The organism is Janthinobacterium sp. Bl 1 (genome assembly GCF_058215535.1).
On the sequence record NZ_CM177086.1, the window covers coordinates 4984414 to 5007795 of the forward strand.

The 23382-nt window shown below is 61.8% G+C and carries 22 protein-coding genes; 2 read left to right on the top strand and 20 right to left on the bottom strand.

Features of this window, described 5'->3' with window-relative positions:
* Window positions 1–7: 7 nt before the first annotated feature.
* The 3 genes from AC4BCN_RS22470 to AC4BCN_RS22480 all read right to left on the bottom strand — a co-directional run bounded on the left by AC4BCN_RS22470 (window position 8) and on the right by AC4BCN_RS22480 (window position 5682).
* Window positions 8–1618: a ShlB/FhaC/HecB family hemolysin secretion/activation protein gene (locus AC4BCN_RS22470; RefSeq protein WP_338679409.1), complete on the bottom strand. Its 1611-nt coding sequence runs from the start codon at window positions 1616–1618 to the stop codon at window positions 8–10.
* A gap of 189 nt (window positions 1619–1807) precedes the next feature.
* Window positions 1808–4009 carry a CHASE2 domain-containing protein gene (locus AC4BCN_RS22475; protein ID WP_338679410.1) on the bottom strand — a complete coding sequence of 734 codons (2202 nt, stop codon included), beginning with the start codon at window positions 4007–4009 and terminating at the stop codon, window positions 1808–1810.
* A gap of 50 nt (window positions 4010–4059) precedes the next feature.
* Entirely contained in the window at window positions 4060–5682 is a 1623-nt protein-coding gene (locus tag AC4BCN_RS22480; protein WP_338679411.1) for a GAF and HD-GYP domain-containing protein, read from the bottom strand.
* 198 nt (window positions 5683–5880) lie between these two features.
* On the opposite strand from AC4BCN_RS22480, the gene AC4BCN_RS22485 reads away from it, so the two are divergent.
* Window positions 5881–6777, top strand: a complete 897-nt coding sequence (locus AC4BCN_RS22485; protein ID WP_338679412.1) for an MBL fold metallo-hydrolase — start codon at window positions 5881–5883, stop codon at window positions 6775–6777.
* A gap of 171 nt (window positions 6778–6948) precedes the next feature.
* Here the strand turns inward: AC4BCN_RS22485 and AC4BCN_RS22490 are convergent, their stop codons facing one another.
* The 7 genes from AC4BCN_RS22490 to rpsF all read right to left on the bottom strand — a co-directional run bounded on the left by AC4BCN_RS22490 (window position 6949) and on the right by rpsF (window position 11752).
* Entirely contained in the window at window positions 6949–7962 is a 1014-nt protein-coding gene (locus AC4BCN_RS22490; RefSeq protein ID WP_034750483.1) for an inorganic phosphate transporter, read from the bottom strand.
* Between the two features lie 39 nt (window positions 7963–8001).
* Window positions 8002–8628 carry a DUF47 domain-containing protein gene (locus tag AC4BCN_RS22495; RefSeq protein WP_010400015.1) on the bottom strand — a complete coding sequence of 209 codons (627 nt, stop codon included), beginning with the start codon at window positions 8626–8628 and terminating at the stop codon, window positions 8002–8004.
* Between the two features lie 92 nt (window positions 8629–8720).
* Window positions 8721–10106 carry a replicative DNA helicase gene (locus AC4BCN_RS22500; protein ID WP_034750488.1) on the bottom strand — a complete coding sequence of 462 codons (1386 nt, stop codon included), beginning with the start codon at window positions 10104–10106 and terminating at the stop codon, window positions 8721–8723.
* A 135-nt stretch (window positions 10107–10241) separates the two neighbouring features.
* Window positions 10242–10697, bottom strand: coding sequence for a 50S ribosomal protein L9 (gene rplI, locus AC4BCN_RS22505; RefSeq protein WP_034783456.1), 456 nt, complete (start codon window positions 10695–10697; stop codon window positions 10242–10244).
* A 27-nt stretch (window positions 10698–10724) separates the two neighbouring features.
* The gene (gene rpsR, locus AC4BCN_RS22510; protein WP_010400024.1) at window positions 10725–11015 is read right to left on the bottom strand and encodes a 30S ribosomal protein S18; all 291 of its coding nucleotides are present in this window, start codon (window positions 11013–11015) and stop codon (window positions 10725–10727) included.
* 15 nt (window positions 11016–11030) lie between these two features.
* The gene (gene priB / locus AC4BCN_RS22515) at window positions 11031–11339 is read right to left on the bottom strand and encodes a primosomal replication protein N (protein WP_071322552.1); all 309 of its coding nucleotides are present in this window, start codon (window positions 11337–11339) and stop codon (window positions 11031–11033) included.
* Between the two features lie 20 nt (window positions 11340–11359).
* Complete coding sequence (rpsF, locus tag AC4BCN_RS22520) at window positions 11360–11752, bottom strand: 30S ribosomal protein S6 (protein ID WP_058049076.1); 393 nt, start codon at window positions 11750–11752, stop codon at window positions 11360–11362.
* Between the two features lie 275 nt (window positions 11753–12027).
* On the opposite strand from rpsF, the gene lexA reads away from it, so the two are divergent.
* Window positions 12028–12663 (top strand): transcriptional repressor LexA, encoded by a 636-nt coding sequence (gene lexA / locus AC4BCN_RS22525; protein ID WP_034750502.1) that lies wholly within the window; start codon window positions 12028–12030, stop codon window positions 12661–12663.
* Between the two features lie 89 nt (window positions 12664–12752).
* On the opposite strand, the gene AC4BCN_RS22530 is transcribed toward lexA, so the two are convergent.
* The 10 genes from AC4BCN_RS22530 to truA all read right to left on the bottom strand — a co-directional run bounded on the left by AC4BCN_RS22530 (window position 12753) and on the right by truA (window position 23345).
* Window positions 12753–13994 (bottom strand): cystathionine gamma-synthase family protein, encoded by a 1242-nt coding sequence (locus AC4BCN_RS22530; RefSeq protein WP_338679413.1) that lies wholly within the window; start codon window positions 13992–13994, stop codon window positions 12753–12755.
* Between the two features lie 146 nt (window positions 13995–14140).
* The gene (gene purF / locus AC4BCN_RS22535) at window positions 14141–15664 is read right to left on the bottom strand and encodes an amidophosphoribosyltransferase (protein ID WP_034750508.1); all 1524 of its coding nucleotides are present in this window, start codon (window positions 15662–15664) and stop codon (window positions 14141–14143) included.
* 38 nt (window positions 15665–15702) lie between these two features.
* Window positions 15703–16191, bottom strand: a complete 489-nt coding sequence (locus tag AC4BCN_RS22540) for a CvpA family protein (RefSeq protein ID WP_034750511.1) — start codon at window positions 16189–16191, stop codon at window positions 15703–15705.
* Between the two features lie 20 nt (window positions 16192–16211).
* The gene (locus tag AC4BCN_RS22545) at window positions 16212–17201 is read right to left on the bottom strand and encodes an SPOR domain-containing protein (protein ID WP_338679414.1); all 990 of its coding nucleotides are present in this window, start codon (window positions 17199–17201) and stop codon (window positions 16212–16214) included.
* 24 nt (window positions 17202–17225) lie between these two features.
* Window positions 17226–18524, bottom strand: coding sequence for a bifunctional tetrahydrofolate synthase/dihydrofolate synthase (folC, locus tag AC4BCN_RS22550; RefSeq protein ID WP_034750518.1), 1299 nt, complete (start codon window positions 18522–18524; stop codon window positions 17226–17228).
* A 101-nt stretch (window positions 18525–18625) separates the two neighbouring features.
* Window positions 18626–19498, bottom strand: coding sequence for an acetyl-CoA carboxylase, carboxyltransferase subunit beta (accD, locus tag AC4BCN_RS22555; protein WP_010400390.1), 873 nt, complete (start codon window positions 19496–19498; stop codon window positions 18626–18628).
* 198 nt (window positions 19499–19696) lie between these two features.
* Window positions 19697–20494, bottom strand: a complete 798-nt coding sequence (gene trpA, locus AC4BCN_RS22560) for a tryptophan synthase subunit alpha (protein WP_070303557.1) — start codon at window positions 20492–20494, stop codon at window positions 19697–19699.
* An 85-nt stretch (window positions 20495–20579) separates the two neighbouring features.
* The gene (trpB, locus tag AC4BCN_RS22565) at window positions 20580–21830 is read right to left on the bottom strand and encodes a tryptophan synthase subunit beta (RefSeq protein ID WP_034750528.1); all 1251 of its coding nucleotides are present in this window, start codon (window positions 21828–21830) and stop codon (window positions 20580–20582) included.
* Complete coding sequence (locus AC4BCN_RS22570) at window positions 21823–22506, bottom strand: phosphoribosylanthranilate isomerase (RefSeq protein WP_070303556.1); 684 nt, start codon at window positions 22504–22506, stop codon at window positions 21823–21825. Before AC4BCN_RS22570 ends, trpB begins: the two co-directional genes overlap by 8 nt.
* Before the next feature lie 35 nt (window positions 22507–22541).
* A complete protein-coding gene (truA, locus tag AC4BCN_RS22575; protein ID WP_034750899.1) occupies window positions 22542–23345 on the bottom strand; it encodes a tRNA pseudouridine(38-40) synthase TruA in 804 nt (267 codons plus the stop codon).
* Window positions 23346–23382 lie beyond the last annotated feature (37 nt).

Consider the following 23382-nt stretch of genomic DNA (forward strand, 5'->3'; position numbering starts at 1 on the left):
CCTGATACTAGTAGGCCAAGGCGAGGCGGAAATGCAGGCGGTTGGCGCCCCGCTGTCCCGTGTCGCCGCCATTGACGACATGGGCGTAATCGAGTTGCAGATTGGCGTAGCGGCTCAGCAGCAAACGCAGGCCGAGGCCGCCGCTGCTGATGCCTTGCGACGCGCTTTCGCCGGGCAAGCCATGGTTGCGGCGCAGCCAGGCCGTGTCATAGAACGCCAGCGCGCGGCATTGGTAGCCGAGCGCCTGGCCGCACCAGTTCGGCGTGTACCACTCCAGGTTCAGGTTGACGCCCGAATCATTCGATACCTCGCGCTCGGCAAAGCCGCGCACGGACGCGGCGCCGCCGGCGCCGAACTGCTCGCCCGGCACCAGCGCGTCCGGCGTGACTTGCGCATTGACGAGCGCGCGCCACTGCCAGTCGCCGGCCAGCACGCGCCCCGTGCTGGCACTCAGGCGCAAGGTGTTGTAGGCGGCCTTCGCATGCGCGCGCACCCGGTCGAAATCGGCTTGCGCACCATGCTTGCCGCCAGGGATATTGTGCGCGAAGGTGACCGCCACGCTCGTCTCGCCCGTGGGCAAGGTCCAGTTGCCGATGTAGCTGATGCTGAGCGGATGCACGGTGACGTCGGCGCCCAGTTCCATGCCGAACAGCTGCACGCTGTTGCGGTAAGCCTTGTAATCGATGCCGTACACGAGCTTGGGTTCGAAGTCGCCGCTGCGGGCAAAGTTCTGGTTGTAGCGGATGCCGGCCATGCTGCCTTGGCCGCTGACGGCCAGGTCGAAGATGCCGGCCGAGACGCTGCCCGAATCGACGTTCGAATAGCTGGCGAAAAAGTCCATCGAGTCGCCCAGCGCATACAGCGGCAAATGGTAGCCGGCGCCATACACGCCCACCTTGTCGGGCTTTTCCAGGCTACTCGTGTACTGCAGGCTGGCCACATGGTCGAGCCCGAACAGGTTGGCATGCTGGAGCACGACGCCCACGTGTGTCTTGCCCGTTTGCGCATTGCCCGTATTGTCCACGTTGAGCATGGCTTTCCACGGCTTTTCATCGGCCACCGTGACGATGGCGTCGATGGCGCCCGCCGGCTCGTCGGCCTGCAGCCGCACTTCGATCTTGCGCGCCGGGTTTTCATTGGCCAGCTTCAGGCTTTGCGACAGGGCCGGCAGGTTCGGCGTCTCGCCTTCGCGCAGAGACGGCAAGGCGCGCCGCACGTTGGCCTCATCGGCGTAGATGTTGCCGCTGATGGCGACCTTGCCCAGCGGCGTTTGCAGCACGCTCAGGCGCACCACGCCCCGTTCCAGTTCCTGCTCGGGCAATTGCACCTGCACGGCGCTGTAACCACGCTCACGGTAGGCCGCTTCCAGCGCCTCGACGGCGCGGGCGATGTCGGAAAAATCGCGCTGCACGCCCGTAAAGGGCGCCAGCAAGGCTTGCACCTGCGCGGACGTGAGCAGGGTATTGCCCTGGACGTCGAAGCGGCGGATTTCGAAGCGCGGCACGCCGTCTTCCTGCGCGGCAGGGGTAGCGTCATCCATGGAAACAGCAGCGCCGGCGGCGCCGACGGCGAACAGCAGCGCGGAACCCGCAAGCAGGTGCACCAAACGATATGTCATGTGAAGGATTTCTTGTGTAACCGGACAAGCGCGCGGCCCGCAGGCGCCTGCATGTCCGACAATGGATTGAAGACAAATTTTAGACGGCTTTTAGTTTCCAGTCAGAAATTTCTAACATTTCTCCCTGATTTTTATCGCAACGCAACAAACCGTGCGCCGAGAATGATGAAAAATGCCGCAATGGCCGGCCTATTTGCTATGCAATTCCGTCACGCCATCCCAGCCGGCGGGCGGCGGCGCGCTCTGGTACTGCTCCAGGCGCGCCGCATACAGCCGGTACAAGCCATCGCCGGGAAAGTCCGCCTGCAAGCGGGCCAGCTGCGCGCCGGCCGCCGCCCAGTCGCTCGCGCGCAGACTGGCCAGCACAGCATGCCAGCGCTCGAGCTGCGCCAGCTCGGCGGCAGGGGCGCCGGCCAGCGGGCAGCGCGGCTCGAAGATGGCCACCGCTTCCTGCTTGCCGACCACTCTGACGCGGTCGAGCTCGCGGTATAGAAAGTCCGGGGCGGCGGCGCGCGTAGCCTCGCCCACGACGATGCCCACGCCATACAGCTTGCTGGCCCCTTCCAGGCGGGCGGCCAGGTTGACGCTGTCGCCCATCACGGTATAGGCGCGGCGGATGCGCGAACCCATGTCGCCCACATGCATGGGTCCCGTATTGATGCCGATGCCGATGCGCAGCGCCGGCCAGCCGCGCGCGCAAAACCGCTGGTTCAGCCGCGCCGCGCTGCCCTGCATCAGCAGGGCGCTGGCCACGGCCCGGCTGGCGTGATCGCTAAAGGCGACGGGCGCGCCCCAGAATGCCATCACGGCGTCGCCGATGTATTTGTCCAGGGTGCCGCCATGGCTGTCGCGGATATCTTCAGACATGGCCGTCAGGTATTCGTTGATATATTCGCGCAGGGCGGCCGGCGCCAGCTGCTCGGAAATGGCAGTGAAACCGCGCACGTCGGCAAACAGCACCGTCAGTTCGCGGTTCTCGCCCTCCATCGTGTAGCGGCGCGGATCGTCGGCCATCTCGGCCACCAGCTCGGGCGCCACGTATTCGCCGAAACGGGCCACCAGCGCGCGTCCCTTGCGCACCTCGAAAAAATAACCCCATGCCAGGTTGGCGATGAACAGCGCAAGGATCAGCAACAGCAGCACGGCGCCGCCCAGCACCAGGTCGTACGCGGCGTACAGATACAAGTTGATGCCGATGACGGCCGCCAGCGCGCCCAGCGTCGCCAGCATCACGCCGGCCGGCGGCAGCACGGCCAGGGCGCCGGCCAGCAGCAGGCCAAACAGCAGGATCTGCACCAGTTCCAATGCCAGCGCATAATCGGGCCGCGCCTTGAAACGCCCGTCGAGCATGGACTTGATCAGGTTGGCGTGCACTTCCACCCCCGGATACTCGGCATTCACGGGCGTGGCGCGGATATCGTTCAAGCCGGGCGCCGTCGTGCCCACCAGCGCGATGGCACCCTTGAGCAGCGCGGGGGGCACCGTGCCGGCCAGCACGTCGGACGCCGACACATAACGGAAGGCGCCGCCATCGGGGCCGCCCGCGCCGCGGTACTCCACCGTCGTCGTCAAGGCTTCGCCCACGGGGATCGCCAGCGCGCCGCGCGGCGTGAACAGCATGATGTGTTCAAGGCCGCCGTTGGCCAGTTCGTGCGCCGACAGGGTATCGGCCGTGCCCGTGAAACGGGGGGCGATGGCGCGCGCCTGCAGGTAGACGGCGACGGTGGCCAGCGACAGCGACGGGTAATAGCTGTCGCCGATGCGCTGCAGCAGGGTCGAGGAACGCACGACGCCATCGGCATCGGTCAGCGCCGTGAAGATGCCGGCGCCTTGCGCGGCCGCCTGCAGGGGCGCGATATTGGCTTCGTAGCCGCGCGCCACGTAGGCCGTCACCGTGCGGCCATTCAGGTCGGCGACGGTAAAGGCGGGCTTGGGCAACACGCCCTTTCTTTGCTGCTCCGAGACGCTGTAGCCGAGTACCACGGGCTGGCCCCGCATGGCCTCGGCGAACAGGCCGTCGTAGTCCATGGCCGGGCGCAGTTTTTCCAGCTGCGCCGGCAAGCCGGCCACGCCCGCCAGTTCGCCCTGCGCCAGTCCTTGCAGCACAGCGTAGCCGGAACTGGTGTCCGCTTCGGGAAACGAAATATCGAAGCCCAGCGCGGCCACGCCGTAATGCCCGGCGAGCTGGCGCACCAGGCGCGCCTGCACATCGCGGCTCCAGGGAAAACGGCCCACCCGGGCCAGGCTTTGCTCATCGATGTCGACGATGACGATGCGGCGGTCGAGCTGCGGCGTTTCCGCGCGCATGCGCCAGTCGCCCAGCATGGCGTCCAGCCGCGCGATATTCTCGTTGCCGGCCAGGCACAGCACGGCCGCCGCCAAGGTCAGCATTATGCCCAGCAGCGTTCGCACCCCATGCCTGCGCCAGGCCAGCGACAGCGTCACGGGGTATAACCCGGAATGGCCGCCTCGTCGACGGCATCGATCTGGCTCGGATGCATGTGCTTTTCAGCGAAGGTCAGATAGACCTTGCTGCGGATGAAAACGTCGAACAGCTCCGGGTCGATATGCCCGTTCAGGCTGAAATTGCCGAGGATGCGCAGCGATTCGGACAGCGACTTGCCCTTCTTGTAGGGCCGGTCGCGCGCCGTCAGCGCCTCGAAAATGTCGGCGATGGCCATCAGGCGCGCCGGCACCGACATCTGCTCTTTCGTCAGTCCCCGTGGATAGCCCTTGCCATCCATGCGCTCATGGTGGCCGCCCGCGTATTCGGGCACCTTTTGCAGGTGCTTGGGCCACGGCAGCGCTTCGAGCATGCGGATCGACACGCTGATATGGTTGTTGACGATGGCCCGCTCGGCCGCCGTCAGCGTGCCGGCGCGGATGGTCAGGTTTTCCGTCTCGTCGGCGTCGAGAAAATCGCGCAGTTCGCCGTCGGCCGCGCGCCAGCGGCGCCTGGCGATCTGCCGCACGCGCTCCTGGTCGGCCTGCGCCATGCTTTCGCCGCCGATATTGACCGTGCGGATGAAGTCCCGCTCTTCGCGCAGCGCCGCCTGCTCCTGCTCCAGTGCGCGGGCGATGGCCTCCTTTTGCAGCGGCTGCGCCGCCTGCTGGCGCAGGGCCGCGATCTCGGCGTCGCGCAGCAGCACTTCGTAGCGCGTGTCAATCAGGGCGATGCGGTCGAAAATGGTTTCCAGCTTGGTGGCCTTGTCGACCACGTGCACGGGCGTGGTGATCTTGCCGCAATCGTGCAGCAGGCCGGCCAGCCACAACTGCTTGCGCTCGTTGTCGCTGAGCCGGAAATCGGCCAGCGGCCCCGTTTGCGTGGCGTGCGCGGCGTCGGCCAGCAGCATCGTCAGCTCGGGCACGAACTGGCAGTGGCGGCCCGTGTACGGCGACTTTTCATCGATGCCGATATTGATCAGGGTCACGAGCGATTCGAGCAGCTCTTCCAGCTGCGAGATCAGCAATTGATTCGTCAGCGCCACGCCCGCCTGCGCGGCCAAGGCCTCGATGAAGCGCTGGTCGGTGGAGGAAAAGGCGCGCACCTGCCCCGTCTCGCCATCCTTGGCATTGACCAGCTGCAGCACGCCGATCAGGTCGCCCTCATGGTCGCTCATGGGCACCGTCAGGATCGATTGCGTGTGGTAGCCGTGGTGGCGGTCGAACTCGCGCATGCCGGAAAAATTGAAGGCCTCGTCGCGGTAGACGTCGGCGATATTCACGCTGCGGCGCATGTTCGCCGCATACGCGGCCACCGATGCCAGGTTCGGCTGGTCCGCGCCATCGAACAGGGGCACGCCAGGCAAGCCCATGTCCGCCCCCTGCGCGATGCCCAGGCTGTCGTTGACGCTGATGTCGAACGCCAGCTGGCGGCCTTCGAGCGCGGGCCGGTACAGGGTGGCGCCATCGGCGCCGCTCATGCTTTTTGCCAGCAGCACGATGCGCTGCAACAGCGCGCCAATGTCGTGTCCCTCGCCGCCCAGGCCGTGGCCGAGCGCGACACTGAGTTCGGTCAATTGCTCCAGTCTGTGGGCGATTTTCTCAGGGTGCAACTGAGGCATATTGGTGGCAATCAGGTAATGGGCAAGCAAAAAAGGGGAAGTCGGCAAGCGCCAGTGTAACGGCCGTCCCGCGCACTGTACATTACTTAGTCACAACAAAATGAAATTACTTTCCGTATCACAACACGCATAAATGTTGCCGCCAATCTCATTAATTAGAATAGAATCAACAATAATTACACTGTAACAAGGTACTGAATGAAATTCACGTTCAGGGGTGTGCGCGGCTCCATCCCCTCCCCCGGCCCGCGCACGGCGCGCTACGGCGGCAACACCACGTGCATCGAAGTGCGCACCGACAACGATAGCCTGATCATTCTCGATGCGGGCAGCGGCATCTTTTCGCTGGCGCAGCAACTGCCGCCGGGCCAGCCCGTCGACGCGCACGTCTTTATCACGCACAGCCATTGGGACCACATCCACGGCTTGCCCATGTTCTCGCCCCTGTTCGTGGCCGGCAACCGCATGCGCCTGCATGGCGCCTTTGACGGCATCAGCGGGCGCGGCATCGAGCACGTGATGGCGGTGCAGCTGCAAGGCAGTTATTTCCCCGTCAGCGAAGCGGCCATGGCGGCCAGCATCGAGTACCGCACCCTGGCGCCGGGCGAAGCCGTCGAGGTGGGCGGCGCGTGCGTGCGCGGCGCGGAAATGAACCATCCCGTCGTCAACCTCGGCTACCGCATCGACTGCGGCGGCGCTTCGCTGTTTTTCAGCGGCGACCATGAACCGTTCTACAACCTGCATCCGCCCGGCCACGCCGAGCATGCGGCGTGCTCAGAGCGCAATGCGCAGCGCCAGGCCCGCATCGATGCGCTCATCGCCGGCGTCGACGCGCTGATCATGGATTGCTCGTACACGCGCGAGGAATACCCGGGCAAACAGGGCTGGGGCCACGGCACCTTCGACGCCGCCTTCGACCTGGCCCTGCGCTGCGGCGCGCGGCGCCTGTACTGCACCCACCACGAACCGACCCGCAGCGACGAGCAGCTCGAAGCCGTGTTTGCCGACGTGATGGGCCGCTACAGCAGCCGTCTCGATGGCCTGCAAGTGTTCCTCGCCAGCGAGGGACTGACGGTGGAACTGGCCAGCGCATAAAAAAAGGGAACCTTTTGGTTCCCTTTTTTATACATGCGCCCAGTTGGCACAAGGCCCTCTGAAAACCGTAGCGAGCAAGCCCGATATCGGATTGAGTAGCGGAGCTGTACTTTAGTACAGTGAGCAACGGAGATTCGATAGTGGGCTGCGCAGTAGGTTTGCAGAGGCGCCTTACATGATGTGGTGGCCAATCCACCAAGCGACTGCTGCAACAAACGCGGAGGCAGGAATCGTGAAGATCCAGGCCCAGACGATATTGCCTGCCACGCCCCAGCGCACGGCCGACATCTTCTGCGACGAGCCGACGCCGACGATGGCGCCCGTGATGGTGTGCGTGGTCGACACGGGAATACCCAGCGCCGTCGAGACGAACAGGGTGATCGCGCCGCCCGTTTCGGCGCAGAAGCCGCCGACCGGTTTGAGCTTGGTGATCTTCTGGCCCATGGTCTTGACGATGCGCCAGCCACCGAACAGGGTGCCAAAGCTGATGGCCGTATAGCACGAGATGATGACCCACATCGGCGGCATGGCGTCGGCCGAACTGGAGTAGCCAGCGGCGATCAGCAGCATCCAGATGATGCCGATGGTTTTTTGCGCATCGTTGCCGCCGTGGCCCAGACTGTAGGCGGCCGCCGAGACCAGTTGCAGACGGCGGAACCACTTGTCGACCTTGCGCGGCGTCGAACGCACGAATATCCATGACACGATCAGCATCATGATGGAGCCGAACACGAAGCCCAGTACCGGTGCGATGACGATGAAGGCGACGGTTTTCCACAGGCCGGCCGCGACCAGCGCACCCGTGCCGGACTTGGCGACAGCTGCGCCCACCAGGCCGCCAATCAGGGCGTGCGAGGACGACGATGGAATGCCGTAGTACCAGGTAAACAAATTCCAGAAGATGGCGCCCATCAGCGCGCCGAAGATCACGTACTGGTCGATCACTGCCGGATCGATGGTGCCCTTGCCTACCGTGGCGGCCACGGTCAGCTGGTGGAACACGAAGATGGCGACAAAGTTGAACGTGGCAGCCATGGCAACCGCGGTCTGCGGTTTCAATACGCCCGTCGAGACCACCGTGGCAATCGCGTTGGCGGCATCGTGGAAGCCGTTCATGAAGTCAAACAGCAGCGCCAGGACGATCAACAGGCCTAGCACGTAGATGCTGATTTGTATGGTCATTATAGTTTCTTTTCTGATTCTGGTTCAGGACAGGCCCAACGCTTACGCGTTTTCGACGATGATGCCTTCGATAATATTGGACACATCTTCGCAACGGTCGGTCACGGTTTCCAGAATTTCGTAGATCGCTTTCAGCTTGATCAGGTTGCGCACGTCCGGTTCGTCGCGGAACAGCTTGGACATGGCGGCGCGCATCACGTGGTCGGCATCCGACTCCAGGCGGTCGATCTCTTCGCAGATGGCGACGATCTTGCGCGAGTTGTCCATGTTATGCAGCATGGCGACGGCATCGCGCACTTTTTCGGTACAGGCCAGCACCAGTTCGGCCAGGCGCTTGGCTTCCGGCGTGACGGCCTTCAGGTCGTACAGCGAGACGGTTTGCGCCGCATCTTCCAGAAGGTCGAGGATGTCGTCCTGGCGCGTGATCAGCTGATGGATGTCATCGCGGTCGATCGGCGTGATGAAGGTCTTGTGCAGCATTTCCACGGTGGCGTAGGTGACTTTGTCCGCCTGTTTCTCGATGCTCTCGATCGCATGCACGCGGTTTTCCAGGTCGTCGAAATTGGTCATCAGGCCGAGCATCTCTTTGGCGCCCTTGACGCACAGTTCCGCGTGCTGGTTAAACAATTCAAAAAACTTGCCCTCAGTGGGCATCAAGCGTCCAAACATGTCATTCTCCGTTAAGCATTGAGTCGTGTTATTTACTACAGAAAGCCGCCCCGCAAGAGGGGGCAGCGATGGGGTGCCAGTGCTGCTGAGTCTTAGTCGCCTTGGTAAAGCGCCAGGCCACCACTGTAATTGCCAAATTTGGTGTACTGCCCCATGAAGGTGAGGCGGATGCTGCCGATTGGACCGTTACGTTGTTTACCGATGATGATCTCGGCCGTTCCCTTGTCTGGCGAGTCGGGGTTATACACCTCGTCGCGGTAAATGAACAGGATCACGTCGGCATCCTGCTCAATAGCGCCCGATTCGCGCAAGTCGGACATGACAGGACGTTTGTTCGGGCGTTGTTCCAGCGAGCGGTTCAGCTGGGACAGCGCGATCACGGGGCAACCAAGTTCTTTCGCCAGGCCTTTCAAGCCCCGCGAAATCTCGGAAATCTCCGTGGCGCGGTTGTCGCCCGGCGTATTGGCCGACATCAGTTGCAAGTAATCGACGATGATCAGGCCCAGCTTGCCGCATTGACGCGACAAGCGGCGCGAGCGGGCGCGCAATTCGATGGAATTGAGCGCTGGCGTTTCATCGATGTACAACTGCGCGTCGTTCATCTTTTGAATGGCGTTCGTCAGGCGCGGCCAGTCTTCGTCGTTCAGGCGGCCAGTACGCAAACGGTGCTGGTCGAGCTGTCCGACGGAGCCGAGCATACGCATGGCCAGCTGGGCGCCGCCCATCTCCATCGAGAACACGGCCACGGGCAAGCCGCTGTCGATGGCCACGTTTTCGCCGATGTTGACGGAAAACGCCGTCTTGCCCATCGAAGGACGGCCCGCCACGATTACCAGGTCGCCCGGCTGCAGACCGGAGGTCATGCGGTCGAGGTCGATGAAACCGGTGGGCACGCCCGTGATTTCACTCTGGTTGTCGCGGCTGTACAGTTCGTCGATGCGTTCGACCACCTGCGTCAGCAGGGGCTGGATGGCGGTCCAGCCCTGGGCGCCGCGCGCGCCTTCTTCGGCGATGGCGAAAATCTTCGATTCGGCCTCGTCAAGCATCTGCTTGACTTCCTTGCCTTGCGGGCTGAAGGCCGTACCGGAGATATCGTCGGCGACGGTGATGAGCTTGCGCAGCACGCCGCGGTCGCGCACGATCTCGGCGTAACGCCGGATGTTCGCGGCCGATGGCGTGTTTTGCGCCATGGCGTTCAGGTAAGCGAGTCCGCCCACGTCATCGGCCTTGCCGAGCTGGGTCAGGGTTTCAAAAACAGTAATGACATCGGCTGGCTTGGAAGCGTTAACCATCTTGACGATTTGCTCGAAGATGATGCGATGGTCATAGCGATAGAAATCCTCCGCATGCATGAAGTCGGCGATGCGGTCATATGCGGCATTGTCGCGCAGCAGACCACCGATGACGGATTGTTCTGCTTCGATCGAATGCGGCGGAATACGGAGGGAATCCAGTTGCGGATCAGAGGGGGCGTTCATGGCGCGAATTATACCCGCTTCGGCGTGATGGCAAAAATAAAGGGCTGAAATTGAGCGAAAAAAAGGCCACAAAAAAGCCGGGCGAACCCGGCTTTTCATAGTGCGGCAATGCTTGCGGGCCAGGCCCGCAGACAATTACGCGTTCGCGTCTGGAACGACAGCGATAACAACTTCCACGACCACGTCGGTGTGCAGAGCAACCGAAACGTTGTGCTCGCCAACGATCTTCAGCGGGCCGGTAGGCATGCGGATTTGTGCTTTTTCAACAGCAAAACCTTGCTTGGTCAGCGCTTCAGCGATGTCGAAGTTGGTGACGGAACCGAACAGACGGCCATCAACACCAGCTTTTTGAGCAACTTGAACGGTCAGGCCGCTCAGTTTTTCGCCCTGGGCTTGCGATGCGGCCAGTTTGGCGGCAGCAGCTTTTTCCAGTTCGGCGCGCTTGACTTCGAATTCAGCCACAGCGGTTGCCGTAGCACGACGTGCCAGGCGTTGCGGGATCAGGAAGTTACGTGCGTAACCGTCTTTGACTTTGACGACTTCGCCGAGGTTACCGACGTTAACAACTTTTTCTAACAGAATGATTTGCATAGTTCTTCTCCAGGAATATCTGACCGATTAAGCGTGGTGCAGATCGGTGTATGGCAGCAGCGCGAGGAAGCGAGCGCGCTTGATTGCGGTGTCAACTTGGCGCTGGTAGTGCGCTTTGGTACCGGTCAGGCGTGCTGGCATGATCTTGCCGTTTTCTTGGACGAAGTCTTTCAGCGTGTCAACGTCTTTGTAGTCGACTTGCTCAACGTGAGCTGCGGTGAAGCGGCAGAACTTCTTGCGTTTGAACAACGGGTTTTGCTGTTTGCGTTTTTCTTTAAGCTTGAGCTTATTTTTGTCGAACTTTTTACCGAATGCCATGTCAGGCTCCTGTATCTAAAATGCGCTAGTCGGGGTGACTGCACTAAAATCAATGATGTGAAACACCAAACTCTTGCTGTTGCGGCTCTTCCTGGCCAGGAAACCCGTGAACTGATACACCCCGCCCAAGCTTGCCTGACTGAACCTGCCTGAGATTTCGCCAGCGGCTAGCGCTGCAACATCAAACTCGGTCAAACGGGCAATCCCTGCTTCCATCTGCTGCGAACTGTGTTGCAATACTGCATTCACAATCGGCAGCCCTGCCGGGGTATAGCGCAATATTTCGCGCTCGGCAATGATGGCGGTTACTTGTAGCTGGTTCAGCGCACGATCCTGGTCAAGAATTAAGCTGCTGCTGCTGCGGCTGGAGCGGCTGCTGGTGCTTCGGTGCGGTGGCTTTTGGCCGCGTCTTCGCGTTGTACCGATTTCATCATCGGCGAAGGAGCTGTTTCAGCTTTCTTCATTTTAACGGTCAGGTGACGCAACACGGCATCATTGAATTTGAATGCTGTTTCCAACTCGACCAGGGTCTCGTTGTCGCATTCGATGTTCAGGCAGATGTAGTGTGCTTTAGGCAGCTTTTGGATCGAGTAAGCCATTTGACGGCGGCCCCAATCTTCCACGCGGTGAACCGAACCGCCGCGGGTGGTTACGCTGGCTTTGTAGCGTTCGATCATCGCGGGCACTTGCTCGCTTTGGTCCGGATGGACGATAAAGACTATTTCATAATGACGCATGCAAACTCCTTCAGGTCGGATTGATAATCGCCCACCCCGGCGTCAAGACGGGTGTGGGAAGGTCAGCCGAAGATTATAACCGTCTTTTGCAAACGTTTCAATCATTCCTTCCACAAGCGCCTGAAAAGCCCGTGCGCCGCCGTGCTTTCCGGCCGCGGACAAGTATTTCTTGCGAAATTCGCCCAAAACACGGAAATCCCCTTGCATAGTGGGCGATACTGTACAAAAATACAGACTGTTCATATAGACAGCATTTTAGTATGCACCCACCGCTCATGATCAAGCTGACAGCACGACAAGAACAAATCCTGAACCTGATCAAGGACGCGATTGAAAACACGGGCTTTCCTCCCACCCGTGCCGAAATCGCCAATGAACTGGGTTTCAAATCGGCCAATGCGGCCGAAGAGCATTTGCAGGCCCTGGCCCGCAAGGGCGCGATCGAGATTTCGCCCGGCACCTCGCGCGGCATCCGCCTGATCGGTGCGGCCGCCGAAGCGCCGCCGTCGAAAGTGCCGGCAGCCCTGCTGATGTCGCTGCCCCTGATCGGCCGGGTGGCGGCAGGCTCGCCCATCCTGGCCCAGGAAAACCTGGAAGCGAGCTACAACGTCGACCCGGCCCTGTTCTCGGCCAAACCCGACTTCCTGCTGAAGGTGCGCGGCTGGTCCATGCGCGACGCCGGCATCATGGATGGCGACTTGCTGGCCGTGAAAAAGGTCGACAGCGCCAAGAATGGCCAGATCGTCGTCGCCCGCATCGGCGACGAAGTCACCGTCAAGCGCTACAAGAAGACGGGCTCCGTCATCGAACTGCTGCCGGAAAATCCGGACTTCAAGGTGATCACCGTGTCACCGGAAGATGAATTCGCCCTGGAAGGTTTGGCGGTAGGCTTGATGCGCAGCTGGCATTAAACTGCATGCTGGGGTCAGACCCGCCGGGTCTGACCCCAGTTTTTAGTTTGCCTCACAACTGGCACATGGCCTAATCACCAACACCGCTCTCAGCCCTCCAACGCTCCTCGGAAATCCTCAAGCAGATCCGCCTCGTCCTCAATACCGACGGACACGCGGATCAGCGATTCGGCGATGCCCATGCTGGCGCGGCGCTCGGCACCCATCTCGTAGAAAATCGTGTGGGCGACGGGAATGACCAGGGTGCGCGTGTCGCCGAGGTTGCTGGCGGGAATGGCAAGATTGAGACGATTGAGGAAATCGAAGCAGTCGATGCCATCTTTCAGCTCAAAGCTGAACAACGAGCCATAGCTGCGGAACAAGTCGGTGGCCAGCGCATGCTGCGGGTGCGACGCCAGGCCAGGATAATGCACGGCCGCCACTCTTGGATCCGCCTGCAGCATGGTGGCCAGCGCCAAAGCGTTCGAGCAGGTGCGATCCATGCGCAAGGCCATGGTTTCCGCGCCGACGGCGATATGATGCGCAGCTTCCGGCCCCAGCGAGGCGCCGAAGTCGCGCAAAGCCTTGGCACGGATTTGCGCGATGCCCCACTGCGCGGGCGCCGCCTTCTTGTAGTTCTCGAAAATGTTCGGATACTGCGTCCAGTCGAACACGCCCGTGTCCGTCAAGCTGCCGCCCAGGGCATTGCCGTGGCCGCCGATGGATTTCGTCAAGGCATTGACCACCAGGCCCGCGCCCACGGCTTTCGGGCGGAACAGATATGGCGTCGTCATCGTGTTGTCGACGATGTACAAGATGCCCTTCTCATGGCACAAGTCGCCGATTTTCTTCAGGTCAGCGATTTGCGTGCGCGGATTGGCGATGGTTTCCACAAACACGATGCGCGTGGCCGGCGTGATGGCCGCGGCCACATTGGCTACATCGGTGGCGTCGACGAACGACACGCCGATGCCCTGCCCCGTCACTGTTTGCCACAGGCTGTTGGTGTTGCCAAACAAAAAGGCCGACGACACGACATGGTCGCCCGCGCGCAGCAACGATTGCACCACGGCGCCGATGGCGCCCATGCCGGTGGCGAAGCACAAAGTCGCCACGGCGTCTTCCATCTTGTTGACCTTGTCTTCCAGCGCGGAGACGGTCGGGTTGCCTTGGCGGCCATAACGGAAGCCCGGCTCCTTGCCCTGGAACACGGACGCGAGCTGGCGCGCATCGGCGTAACCGAAGGCAACGGAAGTATGCACGGGCTTGTGCAGCGAGCCGTGTTCGATACCCTTGCGGCGGTCGTTGTGCAGGATGGTGGTGGTGAAGCCGTAGGTTTTTTTGTTGGTCATGGTGGAAGTTCCAAATACTCGTCTTGCCGCTTAACCCAAGGCAAGTGCTGGGGTCAGTCCCTCCGGGATCGGAATGCGCACCACTGGCGCGCATGCCCCCGACGGGTCTGACCCCAAAAAAAGCCCGGCAATAGCCGGGCCCAGTATCAAGCCTCGGTAGTAGCGAGGTTCAGGTTCAGCTGGGAACGCGGCGTATCTTCGGGCGCTGCCGCCTTCGGATGGTGGCGCGCATATTCCAGGCGGTCCAGGTATTCCTGCGACACGTCGCCCGTCACGTACACGCCATCGAAGCACGATGCCTCGAAGTTCGTCAAGGCCGGGTTGACGTCGGCGATCGCCTGCTTCAGCGCGCCGATATCCTGGTACACGAGGTAGTCGGCCGTGATTTCGCGGCACACTTCTTCCGTCGTGCGGCCGTAGGCGATCAGCTCGTCGCGCGTCGGCATGTCGATGCCGTACACGTTCGGGTAGATCACCGGTGGCGCGGCCGAGGCGAAGATGACCTTCGTCGCGCCCGCTTCACGCGCCATCTGCACGATTTCACGGCTGGTGGTGCCGCGCACGATGGAATCGTCGACCAGCAGCACCACTTTATCCTTGAATTCGGACGGGATCGCGTTGAGCTTCTGGCGCACGGATTTCTTGCGTGCCGCCTGGCCCGGCATGATGAAGGTACGGCCGATGTAGCGGTTCTTGATGAAGCCTTCGCGGTACTCGATGTTCAACGCCATGGCCAGCTGGATGGCGGCCGGACGCGAGGAATCGGGAATCGGCATGACCACGTCGATATGCACGCCTGGCAATTCGGCGCGGATCTTCTCGGCCAGGTATTCGCCCATTTTCAGGCGCGTGGCGTACACGGAAGCGCCGTCGATGACGGAGTCGGGACGGGCCAGATAGACGAATTCGAACACGCACGGGTTCAGGCTGGCATTATCGGCGCACTGGGCGCTGTGCAATTTCTTGTCGGCATCGATGAAGACGGCTTCGCCGGGACCGATGTCGCGCACGAAGCGGAAGCCCATGCCTTCCAGGGCTACGGATTCGGAAGCGATCAGGTATTCGGGCCCCTGCTCCGTTTCATTGATGCCCAGGCACAGCGGACGGATGCCGTGCGGGTCGCGGAAGGCCAGCAAGCCCACGCCGGCGATTTGCGCAACGGCGGCGTAACCGCCCTTGACGCGGCGGTTCAGCACGGTAACGGCCTTGAAGATGGCTTCCGGGTCCAGGTTCAGGCCCGTCGTCGCTTCCTGGATTTCATGCGCCAGCACGTTGAGCAGCACTTCCGAATCGGAATCGGTATTGATGTGGCGGCGGTCGTTCTTGAACATTTCCAGCTTCAACTGTTCCCAGTTGGTCAGGTTGCCATTGTGCGCCAGGGTGATGCCGAACGGCGCATTCACATAGAACGGTTGTGCTTCCTCTTCGCTCGACGAACCGGCCGTCGGGTAGCGGCAATGGCCGATGCCCGTTGTGCCTTGCAGCGAACGCATGTTGCGCGTACGGAAGACGTCACGCACGAGGCCGTTGGCTTTGTGCATGGAAAACATACTGCTGTGATTGGTCGCAATCCCTGCCGCGTCCTGACCGCGATGTTGCAGGAGCAACAATGCATCATAGAGCAATTGATTGACAGGTTGATGGGAAACGACGCCGACGATGCCACACATGGTGTGCTCCTAAACTGTGCTACTGATTTTAAAAAAATTCAAAATTTCACATGCTGCGCGTAAGCGGCAGGCAGATAAGGCTTGATGGCGCGCGCGCCCTGCTCCGCGAGCGGGCTGAACTGCGCGTTTTTCCAGAATGGCTGCTGCGGTATGGACGTCATGCCACACAAGATGACGGCGGTCAGCACGATCACAAGACCCCGCGCCACGCCGAACAGGGTGCCCAGGGTGCGGTCAGCCAGGCTCAGGCCCGTCACCTTGACGAGCGCGTCGACCGTCATGGACAGCAATCCCATCAAAATGCGCACGCCGATGAACAGCACGACGAAAGCCAGCAACAAACGGATGGCTTCGCCAGGCACGGCTTCCGGCAGGAATTTCGCCAGGGTGGCGCCATACGCATTGGCAATGACGAACGCCACGATCCAGCTGACCAATGACAGTATTTCCTTGACCAGGCCACGCATCATGCTGATCAGCACGGACGTCACCAGCACGAACAGCACCAGGTAATCGAAGATCGTCACGCGCGTTCAGCCTTGCAACATCACGCCGGTACCAGGCTGCCGCCCAGGCCCAGCTTTTGCAGCTTGGCGCGGGTCTTTTCAGCGTCTTCGCGGCTGCCGAATGGCCCCACGCGCACGCGGATGCGCTCGCCCGCCGGGCTCGAGACTTTCTGCGTGTACGACTTGATGCCCGCATCGCGCAGCTTGTCCTGCAATTCGTCGACCTTGTCCTGCGTCGCCAGGGCCGCTACCTGCACCACGAACTTGCCGCTGCCCGCGTCATGCGCCTTTTCCTGTGCTTTCTCTTGCGGCTTGCCTTCCAGAATCGCCAGCGCGCGCGCGGCATCGTCAGCCGATTGCGCCGGCTTGGCAGGCTTCGGCTCGGGCTTGGTTTCCGGCTTTACTTCATGCTTGGGCTCAGGCTTGGGTTCGGGCTTGGACTCGTGTTTCGGCTCGGGCTTGGTTTCGTGTTTCGGTTCAGGTTTCGGCTCCACCTTGACCGGCTTCGGTTCAGGCTTGGGCTCGGGTTTCGGTTCCACATAGGTCGGCTTGACCGGTGCAGGCTGGGCGGCCGCCAGCACGGGCGCCGGTGTCGGTGCAGGAGTCGGCTTGGCCGCAGGCGGCAACGGCGCGTCGACGATTTCCTCGGACTGGTCCAGGCCATTCGATGCGGCCTGGGCCGGGACAGCCGGCACGGGCGCCGGTGCAGGCGCGACGGCCTTTTCCTTCGACGGAATGTCGATGGCGATATCGTTGAACGGCGCCTTCGGCTCGGAGTCGAGCAGCATCGGCAAGCCGACAGCCACGCCCAGGGCCAGGGCAATGGCCCCGACCAGGCGGCGGCGTGCGCGCTTTTTTTCAGGCAAGACCGGGTCCGGCGCTTCCTTGCCGCCACGGCGCGATCCGCCGCCACCGGCGGTGTTGGCTGCGCGCTTGCGGGTCGGCGACTGTGCTTCGCCAGGGACATAAAAGCCGCTGTCTTCGCCAGAGGATTCTTGCTTGTTTTTAAACAGTTTCGAGAACAAGCCCATGCGTGATTTTCAGTCGAGTGCGTTTCAGTGAAGTGAGGATTTTCGGGCCTTCATCACGCCGGCAACGGTGAGGAAAGAACCAAAGACCACAATTCTATCATTCTCACCGGCCCGGCTCATTGCATTTGCAAAAGCTTGTGCCGGATCATCGAAAATAGACACAGTATGTTCGCTGCTGTCGGGCTTATCTTCGAGCATGATCTGCACCTTGGCGGCCAGCTCCGAAGCCGTGGCCGCGCGCGGCGAAGGCAATCCCGTCAGGCACCAGTGGTCGACGTGTTCGCTCATCGCGGCCAATACGCCATCGATATCCTTGTCCTGCATGGAGCCAAACACGGCATAGGTGTACGGGTGGAAACCCATATTGCCGAGGTTCTGGTTCAGCGCCGACGCCGCGTGGGGATTGTGCGCCACGTCGAGGATCACGCTGGGGCGGCCAGGCAAGACCTGGAAGCGGCCCGGCAGTTCCACCGTCACGAGGCCCGTGCGCACTTCCTGCGCGCCCACTGGCAGTTTCAGCTTCAGCACTTCCAGCGCGGCCAGCACGGCCGTCGCATTGAGGATCTGGTTGGCGCCGCGCAAGCTTGGATACGCGAGCGAATTGCGGCGCTGCTCGCGTCCGCCGTAGTTCCACTGCTGCTTGTCGCCCGAATAATTGAAATCGCGGCCCATCAGCCACAGGTCGGCGCCGATGGCTTCGGCATGGTCGATCAACGATTGCGGCGGCACGGGGTCGCTGCAGATGGCCGCCTTGCCAGGACGGAAGATGCCGGCCTTTTCAAAGCCGATCGCTTCGCGCGTGTCGCCCAGGTAATCCGTGTGGTCGATATCGACGCTGGTGACGATGGCGACATCCGCGTCGATCACGTTGACGGCGTCGAGGCGCCCGCCCAGGCCCACTTCCAGGATGGCCACGTCCAGCTTCGCCTGCGACAGCAGGTGCAAAATCGCCAGGGTGGTGAATTCGAAATACGTGAGCGGCGTGTCGCCGCGCACGGCTTCAACGGCATTGAAGCTGGCGACAATCTGCTCATCGCTGGCCATCTCGCCCAGCACGCGGGCGCGTTCGTTAAAATCGAGAAAATGCGGCTTGATGTACAGCCCCACTTTGTAGCCGGCACGCAACAGTACCGATTCCAGCATGGCACAGGTGGAACCCTTGCCATTCGTGCCCGCCACCATGATCACGGGGCAAGTAAAAGCCAGCTGCATGCGCGCCTTGACGGCTTGCACGCGGTCCAGGCCCATGTTGATCTGGGTTTCCGAATGGCGGGTTTCCAGCATGGCGAGCCAGTCCGGCAAGGTGGTGGGGAGGTTTTGCATGGGAGACTTCTTGATGAGGAGACAGTGCGCGAGGCGCGGAGACGGTGTTGCGTGGCAACCGGGCGGGTCCGCAGGACACCGCCCGGCCTGATACTTTGGCGTTACGCCAGGACTTCCACAGCCTGGTTTTGCAACAAGGCCAGCAGACGGGCGATTTCTTCGCGCATCTTGCGGCGGTCGACGATCATGTCGACGGCGCCCTTGGTGACGAGGAACTCGGCGCGCTGGAAGCCTTCCGGCAGTTTTTCTCGCACGGTGTTTTCAATCACGCGCGGGCCGGCAAAGCCGATCAGCGCTTTCGGTTCGGCGATCACGACGTCGCCCATGAAGGCGAACGAGGCGGACACGCCGCCCATGGTCGGGTCGGTCAGCACGCTGATGAATGGCAATTTCTTTTCGGACAGCTTGGTCAGCATGGCCGTGGTTTTTGCCATCTGCATCAGGGACAGCAAGCCTTCCTGCATGCGCGCGCCACCGGTGGCGGTGATGCAAATGAACGGCACTTTCTGTTCCAGCGCGATTTGCGCACCGCGCACGAAGCGCTCGCCCACGACGGAGCCCATGGAGCCGCCCATGAATTCGAATTCGAAGCACGCCACGACCACCGGCAGGCTCATGATGGCGCCGCCCATGACGACCATCGCATCCGTCTCGCCCGTCGCTTCCATGGCGGACTTCAGGCGGTCCGGGTATTTCTTGCTGTCCTTGAATTTCAAGGTATCGACGGGCAGGATTTCCTGGCCGATTTCATAGCGGCCGCCCGCGTCGAGCAGGCTGTCGAGGCGTTCACGCGCGCGGATGCGCATGTGATGGTCGCATTTCGGGCACACGTGCAGATTCGATTCCAGGTCCGTACGGTACAGCACGGCTTCGCACGACGGGCACTTGACCCACAGGCCTTCCGGCATGGTCTTGCGCGCGGCAGCATCAGAACGCTGGATGCGCGGTGGCAGCAGTTTTTCCAACCAACTCATATTTTCTCCTTGGGCCCTTGTAGGGGTAGCGTCGGTGGACGCCCCCGGCAGACGGTAAACGGCGACACCCCCATAGGGCGCCACCAGAAATTTTATCTATTGCACAATTACAGGCAAATCAGTGGCCGAAGTGTAGCCGTTTATCGCCGGGCTGTCGAACTTTGCCGCCAACGCATCTTGCGTAAACAGCAAGCTTGCTCAGGCGTCCAGTGCGGCGCGGATGCCTGCCGTGAAGCTGCGCACGGCGTCGACGGCGCCGCCCTCCGGGGCATTTTCAATTTCCTGGATGATGCGGCTGCCGATCACTACGGCATCGGCCACCTTGGCAACGGCCTTGGCCGTGGCGCCATCGCGGATGCCGAAGCCCACGCCGATAGGTAATTTTACATGCTGGCGGATGGCGGCGAGGCGCTCGGCCACCTGTTCCGTATCAATGTTGCCGGCGCCCGTGACGCCCTTGAGCGACACATAATAGCTGAAGCCGCCGCCGACCTTGGCCACTTGCGCGATGCGCTCTTCCGTCGAAGTCGGTGCCAGCAGGAAAATCAGGTCGAGGCCAGCTTCGCGCATGGCGCCGGCAAATTCCTCGCACTCTTCCGGCGGATAATCGACGACGATGGCGCCGTCGGCGCCGGCCGCTTGTGCCGCTGCAATGAACGCGGCGCTGCCGATGCGCTCGATGGGGTTCGCATAGCCCATCAGCACCACGGGCGTCGTCTGGTTCGTCTCGCGGAACTGGCGCACATAGCCGAACACGTCGTGGATGCCGACATTGAATTTCAGGGCCCGTTCGCAGGCGCGCTGGATGACGGGGCCTTCGGCCATGGGGTCGGAAAACGGCACGCCCAGTTCCAGCACATCGGCGCCGCCCTCGACGAGCGCGTGCATCAGCGGCACGGTGGCGTCGGGGCCGGGGTCGCCGGCGGTGATGAAGGTGACCAGGCCGGTCTTGTTGTTCGATTTTAAAGTGGCGAAGGTGGTGGCGATACGGGACATGGGATGCTTTCTTTATCGGTGGAGAGTGTCGGATTACGCGCTTGCGCGCTAATCCGACCTACGCAATACTGGGGTTGTCAGTTATTTAACTGAAATTCAATCCCATGCGTTCCGCCACGGTATGCATGTCCTTGTCGCCACGGCCCGACAGGTTGGCCAGCACGATCTGGTCTTTCGGCAAGGTGGCCGCCAGCTTGGCCGCGTAGGCCAGCGCGTGCGACGATTCCAGGGCCGGGATGATGCCTTCAATATGACAGCAGTCGTGGAAAGCCTGCAGCGCTTCGTCATCGGTGATCGACACGTATTGCGCGCGGCCCGAGTCTTTCAGCCACGCATGTTCCGGTCCCACGCCCGGATAGTCGAGGCCGGCCGAGACGGAATGCGTCTCGATGATCTGGCCGTTTTCATCCTGTAGCAGATAGGTGCGGTTGCCATGCAGAACACCCGGGAAGCCTGCCGTCAGCGAGGCCGAGTGCTTGCCCGTATCGAGGCCTTCGCCGGCCGCTTCCACGCCGATCAGTTTTACATCTTTCTGGTCGATGTACGGGTAAAAGATGCCCATGGCGTTCGAGCCGCCGCCGATGCAGGCCAGCACGTAGTCAGGCTGGCGGCCCGTCATTTCCGGCATCTGCACCAAGCATTCCTCGCCGATCACGGACTGGAAGTCGCGCACCATCATCGGATACGGATGGGGACCGGCCACGGTGCCGATGATGTAAAAGGTGTTTTCAATGTTGGTGACCCAGTCGCGCATGGCTTCGTTCAGCGCATCCTTGAGGGTCTTGGAGCCCGATTCGACGGGCACGACGGTCGCGCCCAGCAGTTTCATCCGGTACACGTTCTGCGCCTGGCGCTTGACGTCTTCGCTGCCCATGTAGACCACGCATTCGAGGCCGAAGCGGGCGCAGATGGTGGCCGTGGCCACGCCATGCTGTCCGGCGCCCGTCTCGGCGATGATGCGCGGCTTGCCCATGCGCTTGGCCAGCAGGGCCTGGCCGATCACGTTGTTGATCTTGTGCGCACCCGTGTGGTTCAAGTCTTCGCGCTTGAAATAGATCTGCGCGCCGCCGGCCAGCTCGGACCAGCGCTTGGCGTGGTAGATCGGCGACGGACGGCCGACGAAGTGCTTGAGCTCGTAGCGGAATTCTTCGAGGAATTCCGGGTCGGCGCTGTAGCGCGCGTAGGCGTCTTTCAGCTCGGCCAGCGCATGCGTGAGCGTTTCGGCAACAAAGGAGCCGCCGTAGGGGCCGAAGTGGCCGCGCAGGTCGGGAAACGGGTAATCGGTGGCGTGGAACAATGCGGCGGCTGCGCCGGGCGCTGTGGTGTGGTCATTCATGGTTGTTTCCTCTGGCAATGATGGCATCGGCATCCTGCACCGCGGCGATAAACGCGCGGACTCGGGATGCGTCCTTGATGCCCTTGGACGCTTCGACACCACTGCTGATGTCGACGGCGTAAGGGCGCACGCGCACCACTGCGTCAGTCGCGTTTTGTACGCTCAAGCCACCACTTAAAACGACCCGAGGCGCGAGTTCTTTTGGAATGAGGGACCAATCAAATACCTTTCCTGCACCGCCATAGGCATCCACATAGGTGTCCAGCAAGAGGCTGGCAAACAAGGGACTGGCGGCGCGATAGCGCTGTTCGTATTCTAGCAAATCTTCAAAGCTGGTGTCGGGTTTGACGCGGAACACTTGCGTAAACGGCGTATTCACGGCCGCGGCCAGCGCGGCGCTGTGTTCGGGCGTCTCGTCGCCATGGAATTGCAGCATCGATAAGGGCGCAACGGCCCTGGTCGCCCGCACCTCGTCCACGCTGGCATTGACGAACAGGCCCACCGCCGTCACGTAGGGCGGCATGGTCGCGATCAGGGCAGCTGCCTGTTCGGGCGTCACATAGCGGGGACTCTGCGGATAAAACACGAAGCCGATGGCGTCGGCGCCCGCCGCCACGACAGCGTGGATGTCTTCGACTCTGGTCAGGCCGCAGATCTTGATGCGTGTGCGTGGCATGGCTTTTCCTTGAAGTTATTGCTTGAAGTAAAACGTCAGAACCAGGGCAAGGCGCTGCTGCTGTCTTGCGGCAATGCCCATTTCGGATCGTAATCGATCTGCGCCAGGTACAGGCCGTCCGGCATGAAGGTGGGTGCGGCCGCGTGACGATCCTTGCTTTCCAGCAAATGCCCGAGCCATTCCGGCTTTTCGCGCCCCGTGCCGATGTAGACGAGCGAACCGACCAGATTGCGCACCATGTGGTGCAGGAAGGCATTGGCCGTAATCGTGAAAATGACGCAATCGCCGCGCCGCTCGATGCGGATGTCATGCATGAGCTTAACGGGCGACTTGGCCTGGCATTGCGCGGCGCGGAAGGCCGTGAAATCGTGCCAGCCCAAGAGCGGCTGCACGGCCTGGCGCATCAGTTCCACGTCCAGCGGACGGAAAAAGAAGCCGGCGCGCCCTTCCACCAGCGGCGAACGGGTGGCGTTGTTGTACAACACATAATGATAGGTGCGCGCACGGGCGCTGAAGCGGGCGTGGAAGAAATCGTTGACCGTCGGATCGCCTTCGAGTTCCCTGGCCCAGCGCACGGCGATGGATTTCGGCAGGAAGGCGTTGACGCCGCGCACCCACGAGTGCACGTCGCGGTTCAATTCCGTATCGAAGTGCACGACTTGCTCGAGCGCATGCACGCCCGTATCCGTGCGGCCGGCGCACGTGGTGGCCAGGCGCACGCGGGCAAACTGCTCCAGCGCGTTTTCCAGCTGGTCCTGCACCGTTTGCCCGTCTTCTTGCTTCTGGTATCCGTGCCAGGCCGTGCCGTCATACTGCAGGCCGAGGACGATACGCTTCAATGGCGTTGCTGTCGTAATATTTTGCATCGAAACATTA